This is a genomic window from Lacibacterium aquatile (assembly GCF_042683105.1).
Taxonomy (GTDB): domain Bacteria; phylum Pseudomonadota; class Alphaproteobacteria; order Elsterales; family Elsteraceae; genus Lacibacterium; species Lacibacterium aquatile.
The window spans coordinates 242,250-257,734 of the sequence record NZ_JBHUIP010000003.1 but is presented as its reverse complement, the minus strand read 5'-3'; the positions used below and the strand labels follow the sequence as shown (position 1 = coordinate 257,734).

The 15,485-nt window shown below is 63.2% G+C and carries 15 protein-coding genes; 10 read left to right on the top strand and 5 right to left on the bottom strand.

Going from position 1 to position 15,485, the window contains the following annotated elements; all coding sequences use genetic code 11:
• Positions 1–20: 20 nt before the first annotated feature.
• From ACFSM5_RS03185 to ACFSM5_RS03175, 3 genes are read left to right on the top strand one after another with little or no spacing between them, the layout of a single operon-like run.
• Positions 21–1,055, top strand: a complete 1,035-nt coding sequence (locus tag ACFSM5_RS03185) for a carbohydrate ABC transporter permease (RefSeq protein WP_379874790.1) — start codon at positions 21–23, stop codon at positions 1,053–1,055.
• Positions 1,052–2,104 (top strand): carbohydrate ABC transporter permease, encoded by a 1,053-nt coding sequence (locus ACFSM5_RS03180; protein WP_379874789.1) that lies wholly within the window; start codon positions 1,052–1,054, stop codon positions 2,102–2,104. The genes ACFSM5_RS03185 and ACFSM5_RS03180 overlap by 4 nt, the downstream gene beginning before the upstream one ends.
• Complete coding sequence (locus ACFSM5_RS03175) at positions 2,105–3,187, top strand: ABC transporter ATP-binding protein (RefSeq protein WP_379874788.1); 1,083 nt, start codon at positions 2,105–2,107, stop codon at positions 3,185–3,187.
• A gap of 219 nt (positions 3,188–3,406) precedes the next feature.
• Here ACFSM5_RS03175 and kduD read toward each other — a convergent pair whose 3' ends face one another.
• The 5 genes from kduD to ACFSM5_RS03150 all read right to left on the bottom strand — a co-directional run bounded on the left by kduD (position 3,407) and on the right by ACFSM5_RS03150 (position 7,858).
• Complete coding sequence (kduD, locus tag ACFSM5_RS03170; protein WP_379874787.1) at positions 3,407–4,162, bottom strand: 2-dehydro-3-deoxy-D-gluconate 5-dehydrogenase KduD; 756 nt, start codon at positions 4,160–4,162, stop codon at positions 3,407–3,409.
• Positions 4,163–4,422: 260 nt separating this feature from the next.
• Positions 4,423–4,812 (bottom strand): RidA family protein, encoded by a 390-nt coding sequence (locus ACFSM5_RS03165; RefSeq protein WP_379874786.1) that lies wholly within the window; start codon positions 4,810–4,812, stop codon positions 4,423–4,425.
• On the bottom strand, positions 4,813–5,658 hold the full coding sequence (locus ACFSM5_RS03160; RefSeq protein ID WP_379874785.1) for a carbohydrate ABC transporter permease: 846 nt from the start codon (positions 5,656–5,658) through the stop codon (positions 4,813–4,815). It abuts the gene before it with no gap.
• Entirely contained in the window at positions 5,655–6,536 is an 882-nt protein-coding gene (locus ACFSM5_RS03155; protein ID WP_379874784.1) for a carbohydrate ABC transporter permease, read from the bottom strand. Before ACFSM5_RS03155 ends, ACFSM5_RS03160 begins: the two co-directional genes overlap by 4 nt.
• An 80-nt stretch (positions 6,537–6,616) precedes the next feature.
• Positions 6,617–7,858 (bottom strand): ABC transporter substrate-binding protein, encoded by a 1,242-nt coding sequence (locus ACFSM5_RS03150; RefSeq protein WP_379874783.1) that lies wholly within the window; start codon positions 7,856–7,858, stop codon positions 6,617–6,619.
• A 272-nt stretch (positions 7,859–8,130) separates the two neighbouring features.
• Between ACFSM5_RS03150 and ACFSM5_RS03145 the strand changes: the two genes are divergently transcribed.
• Genes ACFSM5_RS03145 through ACFSM5_RS03115 form a run of 7 tightly spaced genes read left to right on the top strand, consistent with a single transcriptional unit; the run spans position 8,131 to position 15,301 of the window.
• Complete coding sequence (locus ACFSM5_RS03145) at positions 8,131–9,300, top strand: hypothetical protein (protein WP_379874782.1); 1,170 nt, start codon at positions 8,131–8,133, stop codon at positions 9,298–9,300.
• On the top strand, positions 9,297–10,055 hold the full coding sequence (locus ACFSM5_RS03140) for an SDR family oxidoreductase (RefSeq protein ID WP_379874781.1): 759 nt from the start codon (positions 9,297–9,299) through the stop codon (positions 10,053–10,055). The genes ACFSM5_RS03145 and ACFSM5_RS03140 overlap by 4 nt, the downstream gene beginning before the upstream one ends.
• An 18-nt stretch (positions 10,056–10,073) precedes the next feature.
• A complete protein-coding gene (locus tag ACFSM5_RS03135; RefSeq protein WP_379874780.1) occupies positions 10,074–11,144 on the top strand; it encodes an ABC transporter ATP-binding protein in 1,071 nt (356 codons plus the stop codon).
• A 3-nt stretch (positions 11,145–11,147) separates the two neighbouring features.
• Positions 11,148–12,596 (top strand): N-acyl-D-amino-acid deacylase family protein, encoded by a 1,449-nt coding sequence (locus ACFSM5_RS03130; RefSeq protein WP_379874779.1) that lies wholly within the window; start codon positions 11,148–11,150, stop codon positions 12,594–12,596.
• Positions 12,593–13,465 carry a glucosamine kinase nucleotide-binding domain-containing protein gene (locus ACFSM5_RS03125; RefSeq protein ID WP_379874778.1) on the top strand — a complete coding sequence of 291 codons (873 nt, stop codon included), beginning with the start codon at positions 12,593–12,595 and terminating at the stop codon, positions 13,463–13,465. The genes ACFSM5_RS03130 and ACFSM5_RS03125 overlap by 4 nt, the downstream gene beginning before the upstream one ends.
• A complete protein-coding gene (locus ACFSM5_RS03120) occupies positions 13,462–14,262 on the top strand; it encodes a GntR family transcriptional regulator (protein ID WP_379874777.1) in 801 nt (266 codons plus the stop codon). Before ACFSM5_RS03125 ends, ACFSM5_RS03120 begins: the two co-directional genes overlap by 4 nt.
• A 19-nt stretch (positions 14,263–14,281) precedes the next feature.
• Positions 14,282–15,301, top strand: a complete 1,020-nt coding sequence (locus ACFSM5_RS03115) for an SIS domain-containing protein (protein WP_379874776.1) — start codon at positions 14,282–14,284, stop codon at positions 15,299–15,301.
• The last annotated feature ends 184 nt before the right edge of the window (positions 15,302–15,485 follow it).

The window sequence follows — 15,485 nt, the reverse complement described above, 5'->3', positions numbered from 1 at the left end:
CGCTTACAGAAGTGGCTTCCATGGCTTCCGTTTCGTCCCCGCCCCCCGGCGCGCTTGCGCGCGGCTTAGGCTTCCTCTGGCACCCCTTTAAGGCGGTGATGGATGTGATCGGCCTGCCGTTCGCCTTCCTGCAGCGCCGCTTTGGATTCGGCGGGATGGCGGTGGCTTTCCTCGCCCCGAACATGCTGATTTTCGGGACCTTCGTGCTGCTGCCGATGGCCCTCAATATCGTCTATTCGACCACCGGCGGGAACGAGCTGTTCCTGGAAAACCGCCCCTTCGTCGGCATGGCGCAATATGACGCGCTCTTCACCTGTGGCGATTATATGAAGCCGCAGTCCTGTCAGCAGGATGGTTTCTGGCAGGGCGTGCATAACACCGTGGTCTTTGTCGTCGTGCAGGTCACGATGCTCGTACTGGCCTCGCTGGCAACGGCTTTGGTGCTGAACCGCAAGATGCGCGGCCGCGCCTTCTGGCGGTCGGTGTTTTTTTTCCCAGTGCTGCTGTCGCCCGTAGTCGTTGGCCTGATCTGGAAGTGGGTCCTGCAACGCGACGGGCTGCTGAATGCCGGGCTGATGGAGCTTGGGTTCGAGCGGGTGATCTGGCTCGCCGACCGGCAATGGGCCATGGTCTGGGCAATCTTCGTGTCGGTCTGGGCGCATCTGGGCTTCTATGCCCTGATCCTGCTGGCAGGTCTGCAGGCGATTCCCGCCGATCTCTATGAAGCCGCCGAAATGGACGGCACCTCGAAATTCCGCGCTTTCCGCCGCATCACCCTGCCGCTGCTCTGGCCCAATATGCTGGTCGTGATCGTGCTGGCGCTGATCAAGGCGGTTCAGGTCTTCGACGAGGTCTATATCCTGACCGGCGGTGGACCCGGCACCTCGACCCAGTTCCTGGTGCAATATATCTACGAGACCGGTTTCGCCTCGCAGATCCGCAATATGGGTCTGGCGTCGGCGGCATCGCTGGTGATGGGCGGTGTGCTGGTGGTGCTGACGATGGTGCAGCTTGGCCTGTCGGCCCGTAAGGAAAAGAAGGAACAGGACCGATGAGCGGCGTTGCGGCCTTCCTTCTGCGTCGCAAGGGCGGCGACCGGTGGCACTTCACCGACGTGCTGGCCTGGATCTGGCTCGCCTTTGGGCTGATCGTGATGATGGGGCCGGTGGTCTGGCTGGGGCTGTCCTCCTTCAAGACCCGCGCAGCCCTGTCCGAATTCCCGCCCTCCCTGATGCCGACCCAGACCGAGACGCGCATCGTCGCCGGGCATGACAAGCCGCTGGAGCTTTATACCGTCACGCTGGAGGACGGCAGCCAGAAGGTGATGGCGCAGGTCCGCCGTATCGGCCTCGTCGCGACCATGGTCGATCCGGATAATCCGCAGGTGCAGGTGCGCGTCCCCATCGACAAGCGTCAGCCGGTGAAGCAGGTGACGTTTGCCTGGTCGAACTACACCGACCCGCTGGAACGCTTCAATTTCTTCGGATTCCTGCGCAATTCGATCTTCGTCACCGTCTGCGCCACCCTGATCACCCTGCTGATCAACTCCATGGCCGCCTATGCCCTGTCGAAATATCAGTTCAAGGGGCGGACGGCGGTGATGATGGTGATCCTGGCGACCCTGATGGTGCCGCTGTCGGTCATCATGGTGCCGGTCTATATGGTGGTGCGCGGGCTCAATCTCTTCGACAGTCTCTGGGGCGTGATCCTGCCGACGGTGGCGACGCCGACCGGGGTCTTCCTGCTGCGCCAATATATGCTGACCATCCCGGACGAGCTGATCGATGCCGCCCGCATGGACAAGGCATCCGAATGGCAGATCTTCTGGCGCATCGTGCTGCCGCTGGCGGCACCCGCGCTGGCCGTGCTGGCGATCTTCTCGGTCATGTGGCGCTGGAACGACTTCCTCTGGCCGCTGATCGTGCTGTCGCGGCAGGAGCTTTACACCCTGCCCGTGGGCCTATCGGCCTTCTCGGGCGAGCTTAACGTGCAATGGCATTACGTGCTGGCGATGACGATGGTGACCATGATCCCCGTCATCCTGGTCTTCGTCTTCCTCCAGCGGTTCGTGACCACCGGCATCGCCGGTACCGGGATGAAATAAATGAGCGATGTAGAGCTGAAACAGGTCGCCAAGGCCTATGGTCCCGTCCAGGTGATCCATGGGATCGACCTGAAAATCGAAGATGGCGAGTTCGTGGTCTTCGTCGGCCCGTCCGGCTGTGGCAAGTCCACTTTGCTGCGTATGATCGCAGGGCTGGAGACGGTCAGCGGCGGCGACCTGCTGCTGGATGGCGTGCGGGTGAACGATACCTCGGCCGCCGACCGGGGCCTCGCCATGGTCTTCCAGTCCTATGCCCTCTATCCGCATATGAGCGTGCGGCAGAACCTCGCCTTTGGCCTCGAAAACTCCAACATGCCCAAGGCGGAGATTGCGCTGCGGGTGGAGGAGGTCGGCAAGATGCTGCAGATCGACCACCTGTTGGAGCGCAAGCCCCGCCAGCTTTCGGGCGGTCAGCGTCAGCGTGTCGCCATCGGCCGTGCCATCGTGCGTCGCCCCGGCGTCTTCCTGCTCGATGAACCGCTCTCGAACCTCGATGCCGAACTGCGCGTCGTGATGCGGACGGAGCTTGCGGCCCTGCATAAGCGCCTGAAGGCCACGATGATCTATGTGACCCATGATCAGGTCGAAGCCATGACGCTGGCCGACAAGATCGTTGTGTTGCGCGCCGGCAAGGTGGAGCAGATCGGCCGTCCGCTCGATCTCTATAACCGTCCGGCCAACAAGTTCGTCGCCGGTTTCATCGGCTCGCCCAAGATGAACTTCCTGGACGGCACGGTGATCGGGCAGTCGAATGGCCATGTCTCGATCCGTCTTGCCGATGGCGCGGTGATCGAAGCGCCGGTCGATCCGGGGTATGCCCAGGCGGGCGCAGCGGTGACGGTCGGCATCCGCCCGCAGCATGTGCAGCTTTCTGAGGATGGGTCGGGGCCAAAGGCCACCGTCCGCCATATCGAGCATCTCGGGAACGAGACGGTGATCTATGCCCGCTCGGAAAGCCTCGGCGAACTGATCCTGACCCTGCCGGAGCAGGTGGAGATCACGTCCGAGGAGATCGCCTTGAGCCTGCCCCTGAAGCACCTGCATGTGTTCGATGCCGACGAGCAGGCGGTGGCGAGGGTTTGATAGCAGCTCGTCATCCCCCGCTTTATACGGGGGATCTCCTCCGGGAGCCCGTCCAATTCTGTTTCGATATCTGTTGAAATGCCCCCGGAGGGGATCCCGTGGTCAAGCCACGGGATGACGGTGTTTTTTTGGGGGGAAACGGCCTCAAGCAGCGAAGCAGTAGGCCAACGCAAAGAGCCTACCCCTCAAGCAGCGAAGCGGTAGGCCAACGTAAAGAGTCTAACGCCCCAGCCAGCCGCCATCGACCGGCAGGGTGATGCCATGCACATAGTCCGACGCCGCTGACGCCAGGAACACCGCCGCGCCCGCCAGATCGCCCGGCTTACCCCAGCGACCTGCCGGAATGCGGGCGGAGATATCGGCAAAGCGCTTCTCGTCCCCACGCAGCTGCTCGGTGTTGTTGGTGACGAAATAGCCCGGCGCGATGCCGTTGACGTTGATGCCCTTGGCCGCCCATTCGTTCGCCAGCAGCTTGGTCAGCCCGTCGATACCGCTCTTGGAAGCCGTATAGGAGGCGACGCGTATCCCGCCCTGGAAGGAGAGGAGGGAGGCGATATTGATCACCTTGCCGCCCGACCCCTGCGCCACGAACTGCCGCCCCGCCGCCTGGGCCAGGAAGAAAGCGCTCTTCAGGTTTACGTCGATGACGGCGTCCCAGTCTTCCTCGGTGAACTCCAGGGCATCGGCGCGGCGGATGATGCCCGCGTTATTGACCAGGATATCCAGGCGCCCGAAGGCCTTGAGCGCGCTTTCGATCACGCCGGGAATGACCTTGATCGATCCCAGGTCGGCCTTCACTTCAGCGAAGTTGCCACCCAGCTTGGCGATCTCGGCGGCGGTCTCTTCCATGGAGGAGCGCCCAACGCCAACCACGCTCGCCCCGGCTTCTGCCAGTGCGATGGCGATGCCCTGGCCGATGCCGGTATTGGCCCCGGTCACAAGCGCGACCTTGCCGGAAAGCGAGAAGAGCTGCATGGGGTTCCTCCTGAGGGTTTTCAGGAGAGTGCCTTAGAGGCGGGGGCAGCTGAACCCAGAAAGAATCTTTCAGGGCAAGCTGCCTAAAATCACCGTCATCCCGTGGCTTGACCACGGGATCTCCTCCGGGAGCTTGTCCAATTCTAACTCCGACAGCGTGGAAATGCCCCCGGAGGAGACCCCGGGATCAAGTCCCGGGGTGACGACCAACACAACTGGATGGAGACCCCCGCATCAAGTGCGGGATGACAGTTCTTGTTTTAAGCCACCGGCTTATAGGCGATCGCCTCGATCTCGACCTTGCAGTCGACCATCATGTCCGACCGCACGCAGGAGCGCGCGGGCGGGTCGCCGGGGAAATAGGAGATATAGGTGCGGTTGAAGCTCCAGAAATCCCGCGTATCGGCCAGCCAGACGGTAACCTTCACCACATCGGCCAGGGTGCAGCCCGCCAGGGCCAGCACCTTCTCGAGGTTCTTCATCGTCTGATGGGTCTGGGCTTCGATACCGCCATAGACGATCTCGCCGCGCTCATCCATCGCCACCTGACCGGAGGCATAGACGAAATCGCCCGCCCGCACAGCGGGAGAGAAGGGAAGCTTGTTGCCGCCCGCGCCTGAAGGCTGCGAGCCGTAATGGATCTTACTCATCTATTTCACCGCACCAAGGGCCAGGCCGCGCACCAGGAAGCGCTGCAGCCAGGCAAAGAGGATCGAAACGGGAAGGGTGGCAACCAGCGTCGCGGCCATCACCTGGTCCCATTCCACGGTATAGCGCCCGCCGACGAGGCCGAACACCTGGATCGGCAGGGTAAAGCCTTCTTTCGAGCGCAGCAGGGTCAGCGCCACCACGAACTCGTTCCAGGCATTGATGAAGGTGAAGATCGCGGTCACTGCCATCGCGGGCGTGGCGAGCGGCAGGAAAACGACGATGGCCGCGCGCCAGCGACCGGCGCCCTCCAGCCAGGCCGCTTCCTCCAGATCGCGCGGGATGGTCGCGAAATAGCTTTGCAGCATCCAGACGGCGAAGGCGATGTTGAAGGCGGCATAGGCCAGGATCAGCGCGCCATGGGTGTCGATCATCCCGAAACCGGCGGCAAGGCGGAAGAGACCCAGCACCAGCACGATGGGCGACAGCATCTGCGTGATCAGCAGGAACTGGCGGAAGACGCTTTTGCCTGCAAAGCGGAAGCGCGCCATCGCGTAAGCCGCCGGAATGGCGACCACCAGGGCGACGATGGTGGCGCTGACCGACACGAAAATGCTGTTCCAGAGGGCGCTGCCGAAATCGGTCGCCTTCCACATATCGACAAAATTCTGCCAGCGCGGGGTCGAGGGCAGCCACGCGGGCGGATAGATCATCACCTCGGTCGCGGGCTTCAGCGCGGTCGAGATCATGACCGCGAAGGGGAAGAGAACGGCGATGACGATGGGCGAGAGCAGCAGCCAGCAGAGCAGGCTTTTCTTGATCATGCCGGGGGGATATTTGCCGCTCATGCTGCGTCCTCCTCGCGCCCGACGAGGCGAACATAGATGATGGTGAAGGCCAGCAGGATCGCCAGCATGACCAGCGAGACGGCCGCCGCCTCGCCCAGTTTTCCGAGGCGGAAAGCGAGGTGATAGAGGTAGGTGACGAGGATGTGAGTCCCGTCTGCCGGTCCCCCCTGGGTCAGCACCCAGATGATGGGGAAGGAATTGAAGACATAGATGACGTTCAGCACTGTCGCCATGGTCAGGAACGGCTTCATCAGCGGCAGGGTCAGGGTGCGGAACTGCTGGAAGGAGGTCGCGCCGTCGAGCTTGGCCGCCTCATAGATATCGCCGGGAACCGATGAGAGGCCGCCCAGGAAAATCGTGGTGGTGAAGGGGACCGAGACCAGGATCCCGATGATCACCTGCATCGGAAAGGCAGTCTGGGCCGAGGCGAGCCAGACGATGGGTGTGTCGATGATGCCCAGCGACTGCAGCGTCGCATTGAACATGCCGAATTCGCCGTTCAGCGCCCAGCGCCAGACAACGGCGGTCATGGTCAGGGACACCGACCAGGGCAGCATCACGATGGTGCGGGCGACGCCGCGCCCGATGAAATTCTCGTTCAGGATCAGGGCGATGGGCAGCGAGCAGGCCAGCGTGCCGCCGACGACCAGCACCGTCCACCACATCGTGCGGACCAGGGCCTGCCAGAACAGCGGATCCGCAAAAACGCGGCTGAAATTGCCGGTCGCGTTGAAGTCGCGCAGCTGGCCGAAACGGCTCACGTCATGCAGCGACACCTTCACGATATCGATGAAAGGATAGGTGATGATCAGCGCGGCCAGGATAAAGCCGGGGGCGATCAGCAACCAGGGAACAAGCGAGGGATAGCGACGCAGCATGCGGGCGATTACCGTCCAGCCGAGAATAAAAGACCGGGAGTAAGCGTGCTCACTCCCGGTCGCTAGAGACAAGTCTTAGGCTATTTACCCAAGCCCTTGTTGGCTTCTGCTTCGGCTGCCTTCAGGGCGTCTTCCGGCTTGGCCTGACCCAGGTAGACCGACTGAACCGCGCGGGTAACGGCGGTCGCAGTGTCTTCCCATCCGGCGACCAGCGGCGCGAACTTGGCGCTCGGCAGCATGTCGACGAAGGTCTGGAGTTCCTTATTGCCGGTGAAGTACGGATCCGCCGCTTCAGCCTTGGTCGTCGGCAGGAAGCCTTCGCCCTTGGTGAATTCAATGCGCGGGTCCTTGGTGAAGAGATAGTCGAGGAACGCCCAGGCTTCCTTCTTCACCTTGCTGTCCTTGAACATCACGACCGAGTCGGTGACGCCATAGGTGGTGGTGGTCCCGCCCGAGGGGATGGAGGTGATGCCGTACTTCAGGTCCGGCGCTTCCTTCTTGATCTGGTTGATTAGGAAGGGGGCGGTGATGACCATGCCGACGCGGCCCTGCTTGAAGAGGTTCTGGACGTCTTCACGCGAATGCGAGGTCGGACCGGCCTGGGTCAGGCCGCCGTCGACCAGCGTCTTGTAGGTGTTCAGCGCCTTAAGGCCTGCGGGCGAATTGAAGGCGGCCTTGCCGTCCTTGCCGATCACGTCGCCACCATTGGACCAGAGGCCATAGTAGTAATAGACGTCGGTTTCGACTTCCTTGCCCTGCAGACCAAAACCGGCCTGACCTGCTTCCTTCATCTTCTTGGAAGCGGCGACCACGTCATCCCAGGTCTTGGGACCATCGGGGAAACCGGCCTTGGTCAGCTGGTCCTTGTTGTAATAGAGCGCGCGGGCCGAGGCGGCGATGGGCAGGCCATAGGTCTTGCCCTGGATCTGGCCGGGCGACAGGAAGGTGCCGATGAAGCGGTCCTTGAAGGCCGCATCCATATGGGCATCCAGGTCTTCGACCTGATTATCGGCCACGAAATCGACCAGCCAGCGGGTGCCGATGATCGAAATGTCGGGCGGGGTGCCACCGGTCAGATCGGTCGTCAGCTTCTGACGCATATCGTCCCAGTTCACCATTTCGATGGTGATGGTGGTGCCGGGGTTCTTTTTATTGAACTCCTCGGCCATCTTCTTGAAATAAGGCTCGGTCGCAGCGCTGTAGAACGTCACCTTCACGCGAACGTTGCCAGCTTCGGCGGCGGAGGTAAGCCCGAGCACGGAGGCGCCGAGGACAAGCGCGGAGGTTGTGCCGATCCGCAGACGCTTGAACATCCCTTGCATCTCAAATTCCCTTCAAATGAAAGCCGTGGGGCCTATTTGGCGGTTCTGTAGCCGCACATTTTGAGCGCGTCCGGTTCCCCTTGACCGGCGCGGTGCAATCTAATACCAATTTTATCAGCCATGTCAAATTGGTTTCACTGGCCTGCGGAAAACACATGGAGGCCTTTTGTTGGTGACATTTATGGGGCCAAGTTTCAGGGCTTTAACAAGGTGATGGCGGTAACACGCTGAATTGGTTTCTTATTGGTGCTATTGAACGACGGGAAGTAACGATGCGCCGGACTTTGTTCGCCTATGCCTGGGATATTGCGGAAAGCGGCGCGCAAGCTTTTGCCGATGAGGCGCGACGACTGGGTATGACCGACGCGGCGGTGGCGGTCAGCTACCATGCCGGGAAATTCCTGCGCCCCAAGGGCACAAGCGGCAAGGTGTTTTATCCCGAGGATGGCACGGTCTATTTCGAACCGGACCTCGCGTCATACGGCCGCCTGAAGCCGGTGCCGGTCAGCGATCTTCCGACTCGCCGGGCGGTCTCCGATCTCGCCGCGACGGGCCTGCCGGTCGAAGGCTGGACGGTGCTGCTGCACAACAGCCGCCTTGGCATCGAAAACCCTGACCTGATCGCCCGCAATGCCTTTGGGGATGGTCTGCGTTTCAGCCTCTGTCCTGCGAATGATGCCGTTGCCGAATATGCCGTGGCGCTGTCGGCCGATGCTGCCCGCCAGCCGGTGACGGGCTTGACCCTGGAGACACCGGGCTGGTTGCCGCAGGTCCATGGCGATCATCACGAATTTCAGCAGGTACGGAACCAGCCTTGGCTCGACGGGATGCTGTCGCTCTGCTTCTGCGATACCTGCGTCACCAAGGCCAGCGACACCGGCATCGATGCCAAGGCTCTGAAGCGCTGGGTCGCGACGTCTGTCGATAATTTCCTCAATGGCCCGGCCGATCCTGATCCCGGCATGGCGGGGGCCTGGTGGATGGCTGAACTGGCGACGCGGCCGGAACTGGCCAGCTTCATCCGTTGGCGCTGCTTCACGGTCAGCACCCTGGTGAAACGAATTCGGGCCGTCATGCCTGCCGATAAAAGCCTATCGGTTATCCCCAGTGTGGCCCGGCCAACGGCGGGTGCTTGGGCGGAGGGCAGCGATCTTGCGGCGCTTTCCAAAGGGGCGGACAGCCTGTCGATCTGCGCTTACGAGCCGACTGCGGGCCGGGTCATCGCCGATGCGGTCGATACTATTGCGCGGATCGGCGGGACAGAGCGTCTGCGGGTCATCCTGCGGCCCGGCCATCCCGACCTTTCCATCGGCGAGACGGCGGCGGCGTTGAAAGGTCTGCAGGCTCTCGGCCTTGACGATATCGGCTTCTATAATCACGGCCATTTACGGCGCGCGGACCTGGATGCCTTGGGCGCGCTTTTGACAGGGGAAACAGCATGAGCGGGCGCGTCGTCCTTATCACTGGTGCAGCAGGTGGGATCGGGCAGGCGCTCTGCCGTCAGTTCATCGCCGCTGGCGACACGGTCATCGGTTTTGATCGCGATGCGGCGGCCCTCGCCAAAGTGCCGGGGATCGTTCCGGCCGTTGCCGATCTGACCGATGCCGCCGCAACCTCCAAGGCTGTGGCTGACGTGGTGGCCAAGACCGGGCCGGTTGATGTGCTGATCGCCAATGCCGCGATTGCCGAAGTCCTGAGCCTCGCCGTCGCCAGCCCGGCCGATTGGGCGCGGGAGACGGAGATCAACCTCTATGGCACCGTGAATAGTGTCGAGGCGGTGCGCGCCGGGCTGCTGGCGTCGGGCAACGGCGCTATCGTCGTGATCGGATCGGTGAATGGTCTGACGACCCTGGGCCATCCGATCTATAGCGCGGCCAAGGCGGCCCTGCTGTCCTATACCAAGTCGCTGGCGGTGGAGTTCGGGCCGCAGGGTCTGCGCGCCAATATGATCTGCCCCGGCACCGTGCGCACGCCTGCCTGGGAAGGCCGCATGCAGAAGAACCCGGAAGTCTTCGAACGTCTGAAGAAATGGTATCCGCTGCGCCGCGTCTCCGACCCCGACGATATCGCGGGGGTTGCCCTGTTCCTGGCGTCCGATGCCGCGCGCATGATCACGGGCGCGATGATCCCGGTCGATGGTGGTCTGATGGCGGGCAATGCCGTCATGACTGCCGAACTGACACTCGAAAACGAATAAGAAAAGGGAGGGGCCGTCATGGCACGCGTCGAATTACAGGCCATCCGCAAGAGCTATGCCTCCGTTCCCGTGGTGCATGGCGTCGATCTGGATATCGAGGATGGCGAGTTCTGTGTGCTGGTCGGCCCGTCCGGCTGCGGCAAGACCACGCTGATGCGCATGGTGGCGGGGCTCGAATCGATCAGCGACGGCACGCTCAAGATCGGCGGCGTGGTCGCCAATGATCTGCCGCCGCAACAGCGCAATATCTCGATGGTCTTCCAGTCCTACGCGCTTTATCCGCATCTGACCGCCTACGACAATATGGCGTTCGGCCCCAAGCTGCGCGGCGAAGATAAGGGCGATACCGACACCCGTATCAATAAGGCGGCGGGCATCCTCAACCTCGGGGATTATCTGAAGCGCCTGCCGCGCGCCCTGTCGGGTGGTCAGCGTCAGCGTGTCGCCATGGGCCGTGCCATTGTGCGTGAGCCCTCGCTGTTCCTGTTCGACGAGCCGCTCTCGAACCTCGATGCCAAGCTGCGCGTCCAGATGCGTGCCGAGATCAAGGCCCTGCATCAGCGCCTGAAGAATACGGTCATCTATGTGACCCATGATCAGATCGAAGCCATGACGCTCGCCGACCGGATCGTCGTGATGAATGGCGGACGGATCGAACAGATGGGCCGTCCGCTCGACCTCTATGACAAGCCCGCGAACCTGTTTGTGGCTGGTTTCCTCGGTTCGCCCTCCATGTCGACCTTGAAGGGCACCTTGGCGGGCGATGCGACCGGTCCCTATGTGGAACTGGACGGCGGCGGACGTTTCCAGGCTCCGGCGACCAGCGCCAAGGCGGGGCAGAAAGTCGTCGTCGGCATCCGCCCTGAGCATGTGAAGATTACCTCTGCCGGGCAAGGCATCGCCGCCACGGTCGATCTGGTGGAGCCGACGGGTGCCGAAACGCATTTCTATGCGACCATCGGCAACAACAAGCTGACCGCTGTCTCCCACGAACGTGTACCCTTGGCCCCCGGCGCGGCGATCCATCTGATGATCGAGCCGGGCCATCTGCATCTCTTTGACGCCGATAGCGGCAAACGCCTGGATTGACCGATGCCTGAAACAGCCTCCTACGACCTGTTGATCAAGAACGCCCTGCTGCTCGATGGCGATGGCGGGGAGCCCTATCGCGGCAATCTGGCCGTGACGGGCGGTAAGATCGTCGGGGTGGGGGATGTTGACGGCACCGCGACGCAAGTGGTGGATGCCGAGGGGATGGCCCTGTCCCCCGGTTTCATCGACGTGCATACCCATGACGACCGGCTGGTGCGCGACTATCCGGAGATGACCCCGAAGGTCAGCCAGGGCGTCACCACGGTCATCACCGGCAATTGCGGCATCAGCCTCGCGCCGCTGGTCCCCGATGCCGAACCGCCCGCGCCGCTGACCCTGCTGGGCAGCAAGGCGGACTATCGCCACCGCACGTTCGCCGACTATCGCGCGGCGGTCACGGCCTCCAAACCCGCGATCAATGTCGGCGTGCTGATCGGCCATACGACCCTGCGTGTCGCCACCATGGATACGCCGTTCCGCCCCACCACGGCAGACGAGCGCACAGCGATGGAAGCGCTACTGGAAGAAGGCATGCAGGCGGGCGCCCTCGGGCTGTCGTCGGGCGTCTTCTACAAGGCGGGCGCCAATGCCGATATCGCCGAACTGACCCAGATGGCGAAGGTCGCCGCCAAACACGGCGGGGTCTATACGACCCATATCCGCGACGAATATGAAAAAGTGATCGATGCTTTGGCAGAGGCTGCCGATACCGCCAAGGAGGCGGGGCTGCCGCTGGTCATCTCCCACCATAAATGCGCCGGGCCGGACAATTGGGGCAAGACGCTGAAGACGCTGCCCTATCTGACCGAGCGCCGTAAACATCAGCCCCTGGCCCAGGACGCCTATCCCTATATCGCGGGCTCGACCGTGCTTGAGCCGGATATGGTGGACGAGCGGATCCGCATCCTGATCGCCTGGTCCAAAAGCTTCCCGGAGATGGCGGGCCGCGATCTCTCTGATATCGCCAAAGAATGGGGCATCGCCCAGGTGGAGGCCGCGAAGAAGCTGCATCCAGCCGGTGCCGTCTTCTTCCAGATGGACGAGGCCGATGTGCGCCGGGTGCTCAGCGACCCGCACACCATGATCGGGTCCGACGGGCTGCCCCACGATGCCCATCCGCATCCCCGCCTCTGGGGGACCTTCCCCCGTGTGCTGGGACTCTATGCCCGCGAGATCGGCCTCTTTACCCAGGCCGAGGCTGTGCGCCGCATGACCGGGCTCGCCGCCGACAGTTTCGGCATCAAGGATCGCGGTCGTCTGAAGGTCGGGCTGGCTGCCGATCTGGTGCTGTTCGATCCCGACACGGTCATTGATCGCGCGACCTTCGATAGTCCCCTGCAGCAGGCCCATGGTATCCGCGCCGTCTTCGTGAATGGTGTGGAGACCTTCCGCGATGGCAAGGAAACCGGCCAACGCGGTGGTGTGGTCCTGGACCGGAGGGCTGCATGAGCGAGCGTTTCTACATCGGCGTCGATGGCGGTGGCTCTGGTTGCCGCGCGCGCGTCGAAGCCGAGGATGGGACCCTGATCGGCGAAGGCACCGGCGGTCCGGCGCAGCTGTCTCAAGGCCCCACGGTCGCGTGGCATTCGATCCAGACCGCCATCGAAGCAGCATTGGGCAATAGCGGTTTCGAGCCGGAGTTCGCCGTGCTGGGCTTCGGGCTGGCCGGGGCGCATGTGCCTGCCTGGCGGACCGCTTTTGAACATGCGGCGCCCAAGCTCTGGCGTTGCCGGGTCGAAACCGATGCCTATACCAGCCTGGTCGGCGCCCATGGCGGGGAGCCGGGCGTGGTGGTCGGGATCGGTACCGGCACTTTCGCCTGCGCCTTCGATGACCGCCGCCACTATCACGAGGCGGGCGGTTGGGGGTTCCCCAGCGGTGACGAGGGCGGCGGGGCCTGGATCGGGGTCAAGCTGGCGCGGCTAGCCGAACAGGCCATCGATGGTCGCCACGATATGACACCGCTGGCCCAGAAGATCCTCGAGAAGATCGGGCCGGATCGCAAAAGCCTGTTCGATTGGGTTGGTGTCGCCAATCAGGCGACCTTCGCCGCCCTTACCCCGATTGCCGCCGCTGCCGCTGCCGAGGGCGATGCGGAAGCCTTAAAGATGTTCGACGAGGCGGCCTACGAGATCACGCGGCTGGTCGGTGCTGTCGATCCCGCCGATGCGCAGCCGCTGGCCCTGCTGGGCGGGCTGGCCGGGATCATCGCTCCCCGTCTGCCCTATCGCCTCAGCCGCCGGTTGCGGGCGCCCAAGGGCGATTCGGCGGCCGGTGCCCTCATCCTCGCCCGACGAGAGGATACCATTCCCCGATGAGCCGGAAGCTGCCGACCGAAATCGATGCGTTGATCGCCGAACTGAAACCCGACGAGGCGAGCAGCACCCCGCTCTATATCCAATTGGCCGAGAATATCACCGACGCCATCCGCGCCGGGCGCTGGTTGCCGGGGGAGGCGCTGCCGCCCGAACGGGTGCTGGCGCAAAGCGTCGCCGTCTCCCGCGTCACCACCCGCAAGGCGGTGGAGCTGCTGATCGACCGGGGCATCCTGACCACCCGCCAGGGATCCGGCACCTTTGTCGCCCGTCCCATGGAGCATCCGGCCACCACGCTGGCCAGCTTTTCCGAGGAGATCCGGGCGCGCGGCATGACGCCGGGCTCGAAATGGCTGTCGCGGGAGCTTTCCATCGCCACGCCGGAGGAGGCATTGTCCCTGGGGCTCGCGCCCGGCACCGCGATTGCCCGCCTGTCGCGCCTGCGTCTGGCGGATGACGAGGTGATGGCGATTGAAGTCTCCGCCTTGCCCAGCCGCTATCTGCCCGATCCGACGGTGCTGGAGGACTCGCTCTACAGCTATATGCGCGGTCAGGGGACAGCCCCGGTGCGCGCGCTTCAGCATATCCGCGCCGTCAATGCCACCGAACGGCAGGCGACCCTGATGGGGGTCAAGCCGGGGCTGGCGCTGCTCTATATCTCCCGCATCGCCTTCCTCCCTGGTGGATCGGCGGTCGAGTTCACACGTTCCTACTATCGCGGCGACCGTTACGACCTTGTGTCGGAGCTCAGCCGTGGGACCGAAGTGCGCGGCGCGCCTGCGGTCGATTTTGCCAGTTAGAAAGGGTCAAGGGTCTACCATGTCACATATGTTGCGCGAGGCTTTGGAGGCGCCCGACCGGGTGGCCGAGCTGCTGGCGAACGATGCCAAGCTCTATGAAACCTTGGCCGCGCGCCTGAAGGATGTATCGCCCAGCGTCGTGCTGTCTGTTGCGCGCGGGTCATCGGACCATGCTGCCGCCTACGGGCTCTATCTGATCATGCGGCGCCTTGGCACCATCGCAGCGTCGCTGCCGCCCTCGCTGCTGTCGGTCTATGAAGCGCCGCTGAAGGCTAGCCGGGCTGCTGCCTTCGCCGTCTCGCAATCGGGCCGCAGCCCGGATGTCGTGGAACCCCTGCGTACCTTGCGCGCCAAGGGCGCGGTGACGGCGGCCTTCGTCAATAAGGTCAATTCGCCGCTCGCCGATGTCGCCGAATTCGTCGTACCGCTGCATGCCGATACCGAGCTATCGGTTGCCGCGACCAAGAGTGTGCTCTGCAGCCTGGTCGCCCAGGCCCGCCTGATCGCCGCCGTCGCAGATGACTCTGCCCTTGCCGACGAGCTGGAAACCCTGCCGATGCTGCTGCGCAAGGCTGCCGGGACTGATTGGCGCGAGGCGCTGCCGATTCTGGCCCCTGCCGACAAGCTGATGGTGGTCGGTCGCGGTCCGGGCTTCCCGATTGCGCTGGAAATGGCGCTGAAGTTCAAGGAAGTCACCGGCATTCAGGCCGAAGCCTTCAGCGGCGCCGAAATCAAACACGGGCCGATGGCACTGGTCGGCGAGGGCTATCCGCTGCTGATCCTGGCCTTGCCGGGGCCTGCCGAGGAAAGCCTGCTGGCGCTCGCGACCGAGATGAAGGGGCGCGGTGCTTCGGTCGTGGTGGTTGGCAATCCGGAACGCTGGTCTGGCGCCCTGCCGCTGACCGTGTCCGGCGATACCGACCTCGATCCGATCCTGGCGCTGCAGAGCTTCTATCCTCTGGTCGAAGCCATCGCCCGCCAGCGCGGCCGCGACCCCGACAGCCCGCCGCATCTCAATAAGGTGACGCTGACGGTTTGAGGTTTGTCCCAAAGGCCACCATCGTCGAGGCAAGAAATCGAGTGTAAGCTGTTTTCTATCCCGAGCCGTCTAAAGGGATAGCGTTGAGTGTGAATAGGAACTTTCGCATCGTTGCGATGATGGCGAGTTTTGTTGGTTGTCCGTCTTTGACAAGATGTTGATAGAAGACAAAAAGACGGACGAT

Bases quoted from the DNA above. Each gene is read 5' to 3' on its own strand.
- ACFSM5_RS03180 (WP_379874789.1), top strand. From the start codon at position 1,052: ATGAGCGGCGTTGCGGCCTTCCTTCTGCGTCGCAAGGGCGGCGACCGG.
- ACFSM5_RS03185 (WP_379874790.1), top strand. From the start codon at position 21: ATGGCTTCCGTTTCGTCCCCGCCCCCCGGCGCGCTTGCGCGCGGCTTA.
- ACFSM5_RS03145 (WP_379874782.1), top strand. From the start codon at position 8,131: ATGCGCCGGACTTTGTTCGCCTATGCCTGGGATATTGCGGAAAGCGGC.
- ACFSM5_RS03175 (WP_379874788.1), top strand. From the start codon at position 2,105: ATGAGCGATGTAGAGCTGAAACAGGTCGCCAAGGCCTATGGTCCCGTC.
- kduD (WP_379874787.1), bottom strand. From the start codon at position 4,162: ATGCAGCTCTTCTCGCTTTCCGGCAAGGTCGCGCTTGTGACCGGGGCC.
- ACFSM5_RS03125 (WP_379874778.1), top strand. From the start codon at position 12,593: ATGAGCGAGCGTTTCTACATCGGCGTCGATGGCGGTGGCTCTGGTTGC.
- ACFSM5_RS03130 (WP_379874779.1), top strand. From the start codon at position 11,148: ATGCCTGAAACAGCCTCCTACGACCTGTTGATCAAGAACGCCCTGCTG.
- ACFSM5_RS03140 (WP_379874781.1), top strand. From the start codon at position 9,297: ATGAGCGGGCGCGTCGTCCTTATCACTGGTGCAGCAGGTGGGATCGGG.
- ACFSM5_RS03160 (WP_379874785.1), bottom strand. From the start codon at position 5,658: ATGAGCGGCAAATATCCCCCCGGCATGATCAAGAAAAGCCTGCTCTGC.
- ACFSM5_RS03120 (WP_379874777.1), top strand. From the start codon at position 13,462: ATGAGCCGGAAGCTGCCGACCGAAATCGATGCGTTGATCGCCGAACTG.
- ACFSM5_RS03165 (WP_379874786.1), bottom strand. From the start codon at position 4,812: ATGAGTAAGATCCATTACGGCTCGCAGCCTTCAGGCGCGGGCGGCAAC.
- ACFSM5_RS03115 (WP_379874776.1), top strand. From the start codon at position 14,282: ATGTCACATATGTTGCGCGAGGCTTTGGAGGCGCCCGACCGGGTGGCC.
- ACFSM5_RS03155 (WP_379874784.1), bottom strand. From the start codon at position 6,536: ATGCTGCGTCGCTATCCCTCGCTTGTTCCCTGGTTGCTGATCGCCCCC.
- ACFSM5_RS03135 (WP_379874780.1), top strand. From the start codon at position 10,074: ATGGCACGCGTCGAATTACAGGCCATCCGCAAGAGCTATGCCTCCGTT.
- ACFSM5_RS03150 (WP_379874783.1), bottom strand. From the start codon at position 7,858: ATGCAAGGGATGTTCAAGCGTCTGCGGATCGGCACAACCTCCGCGCTT.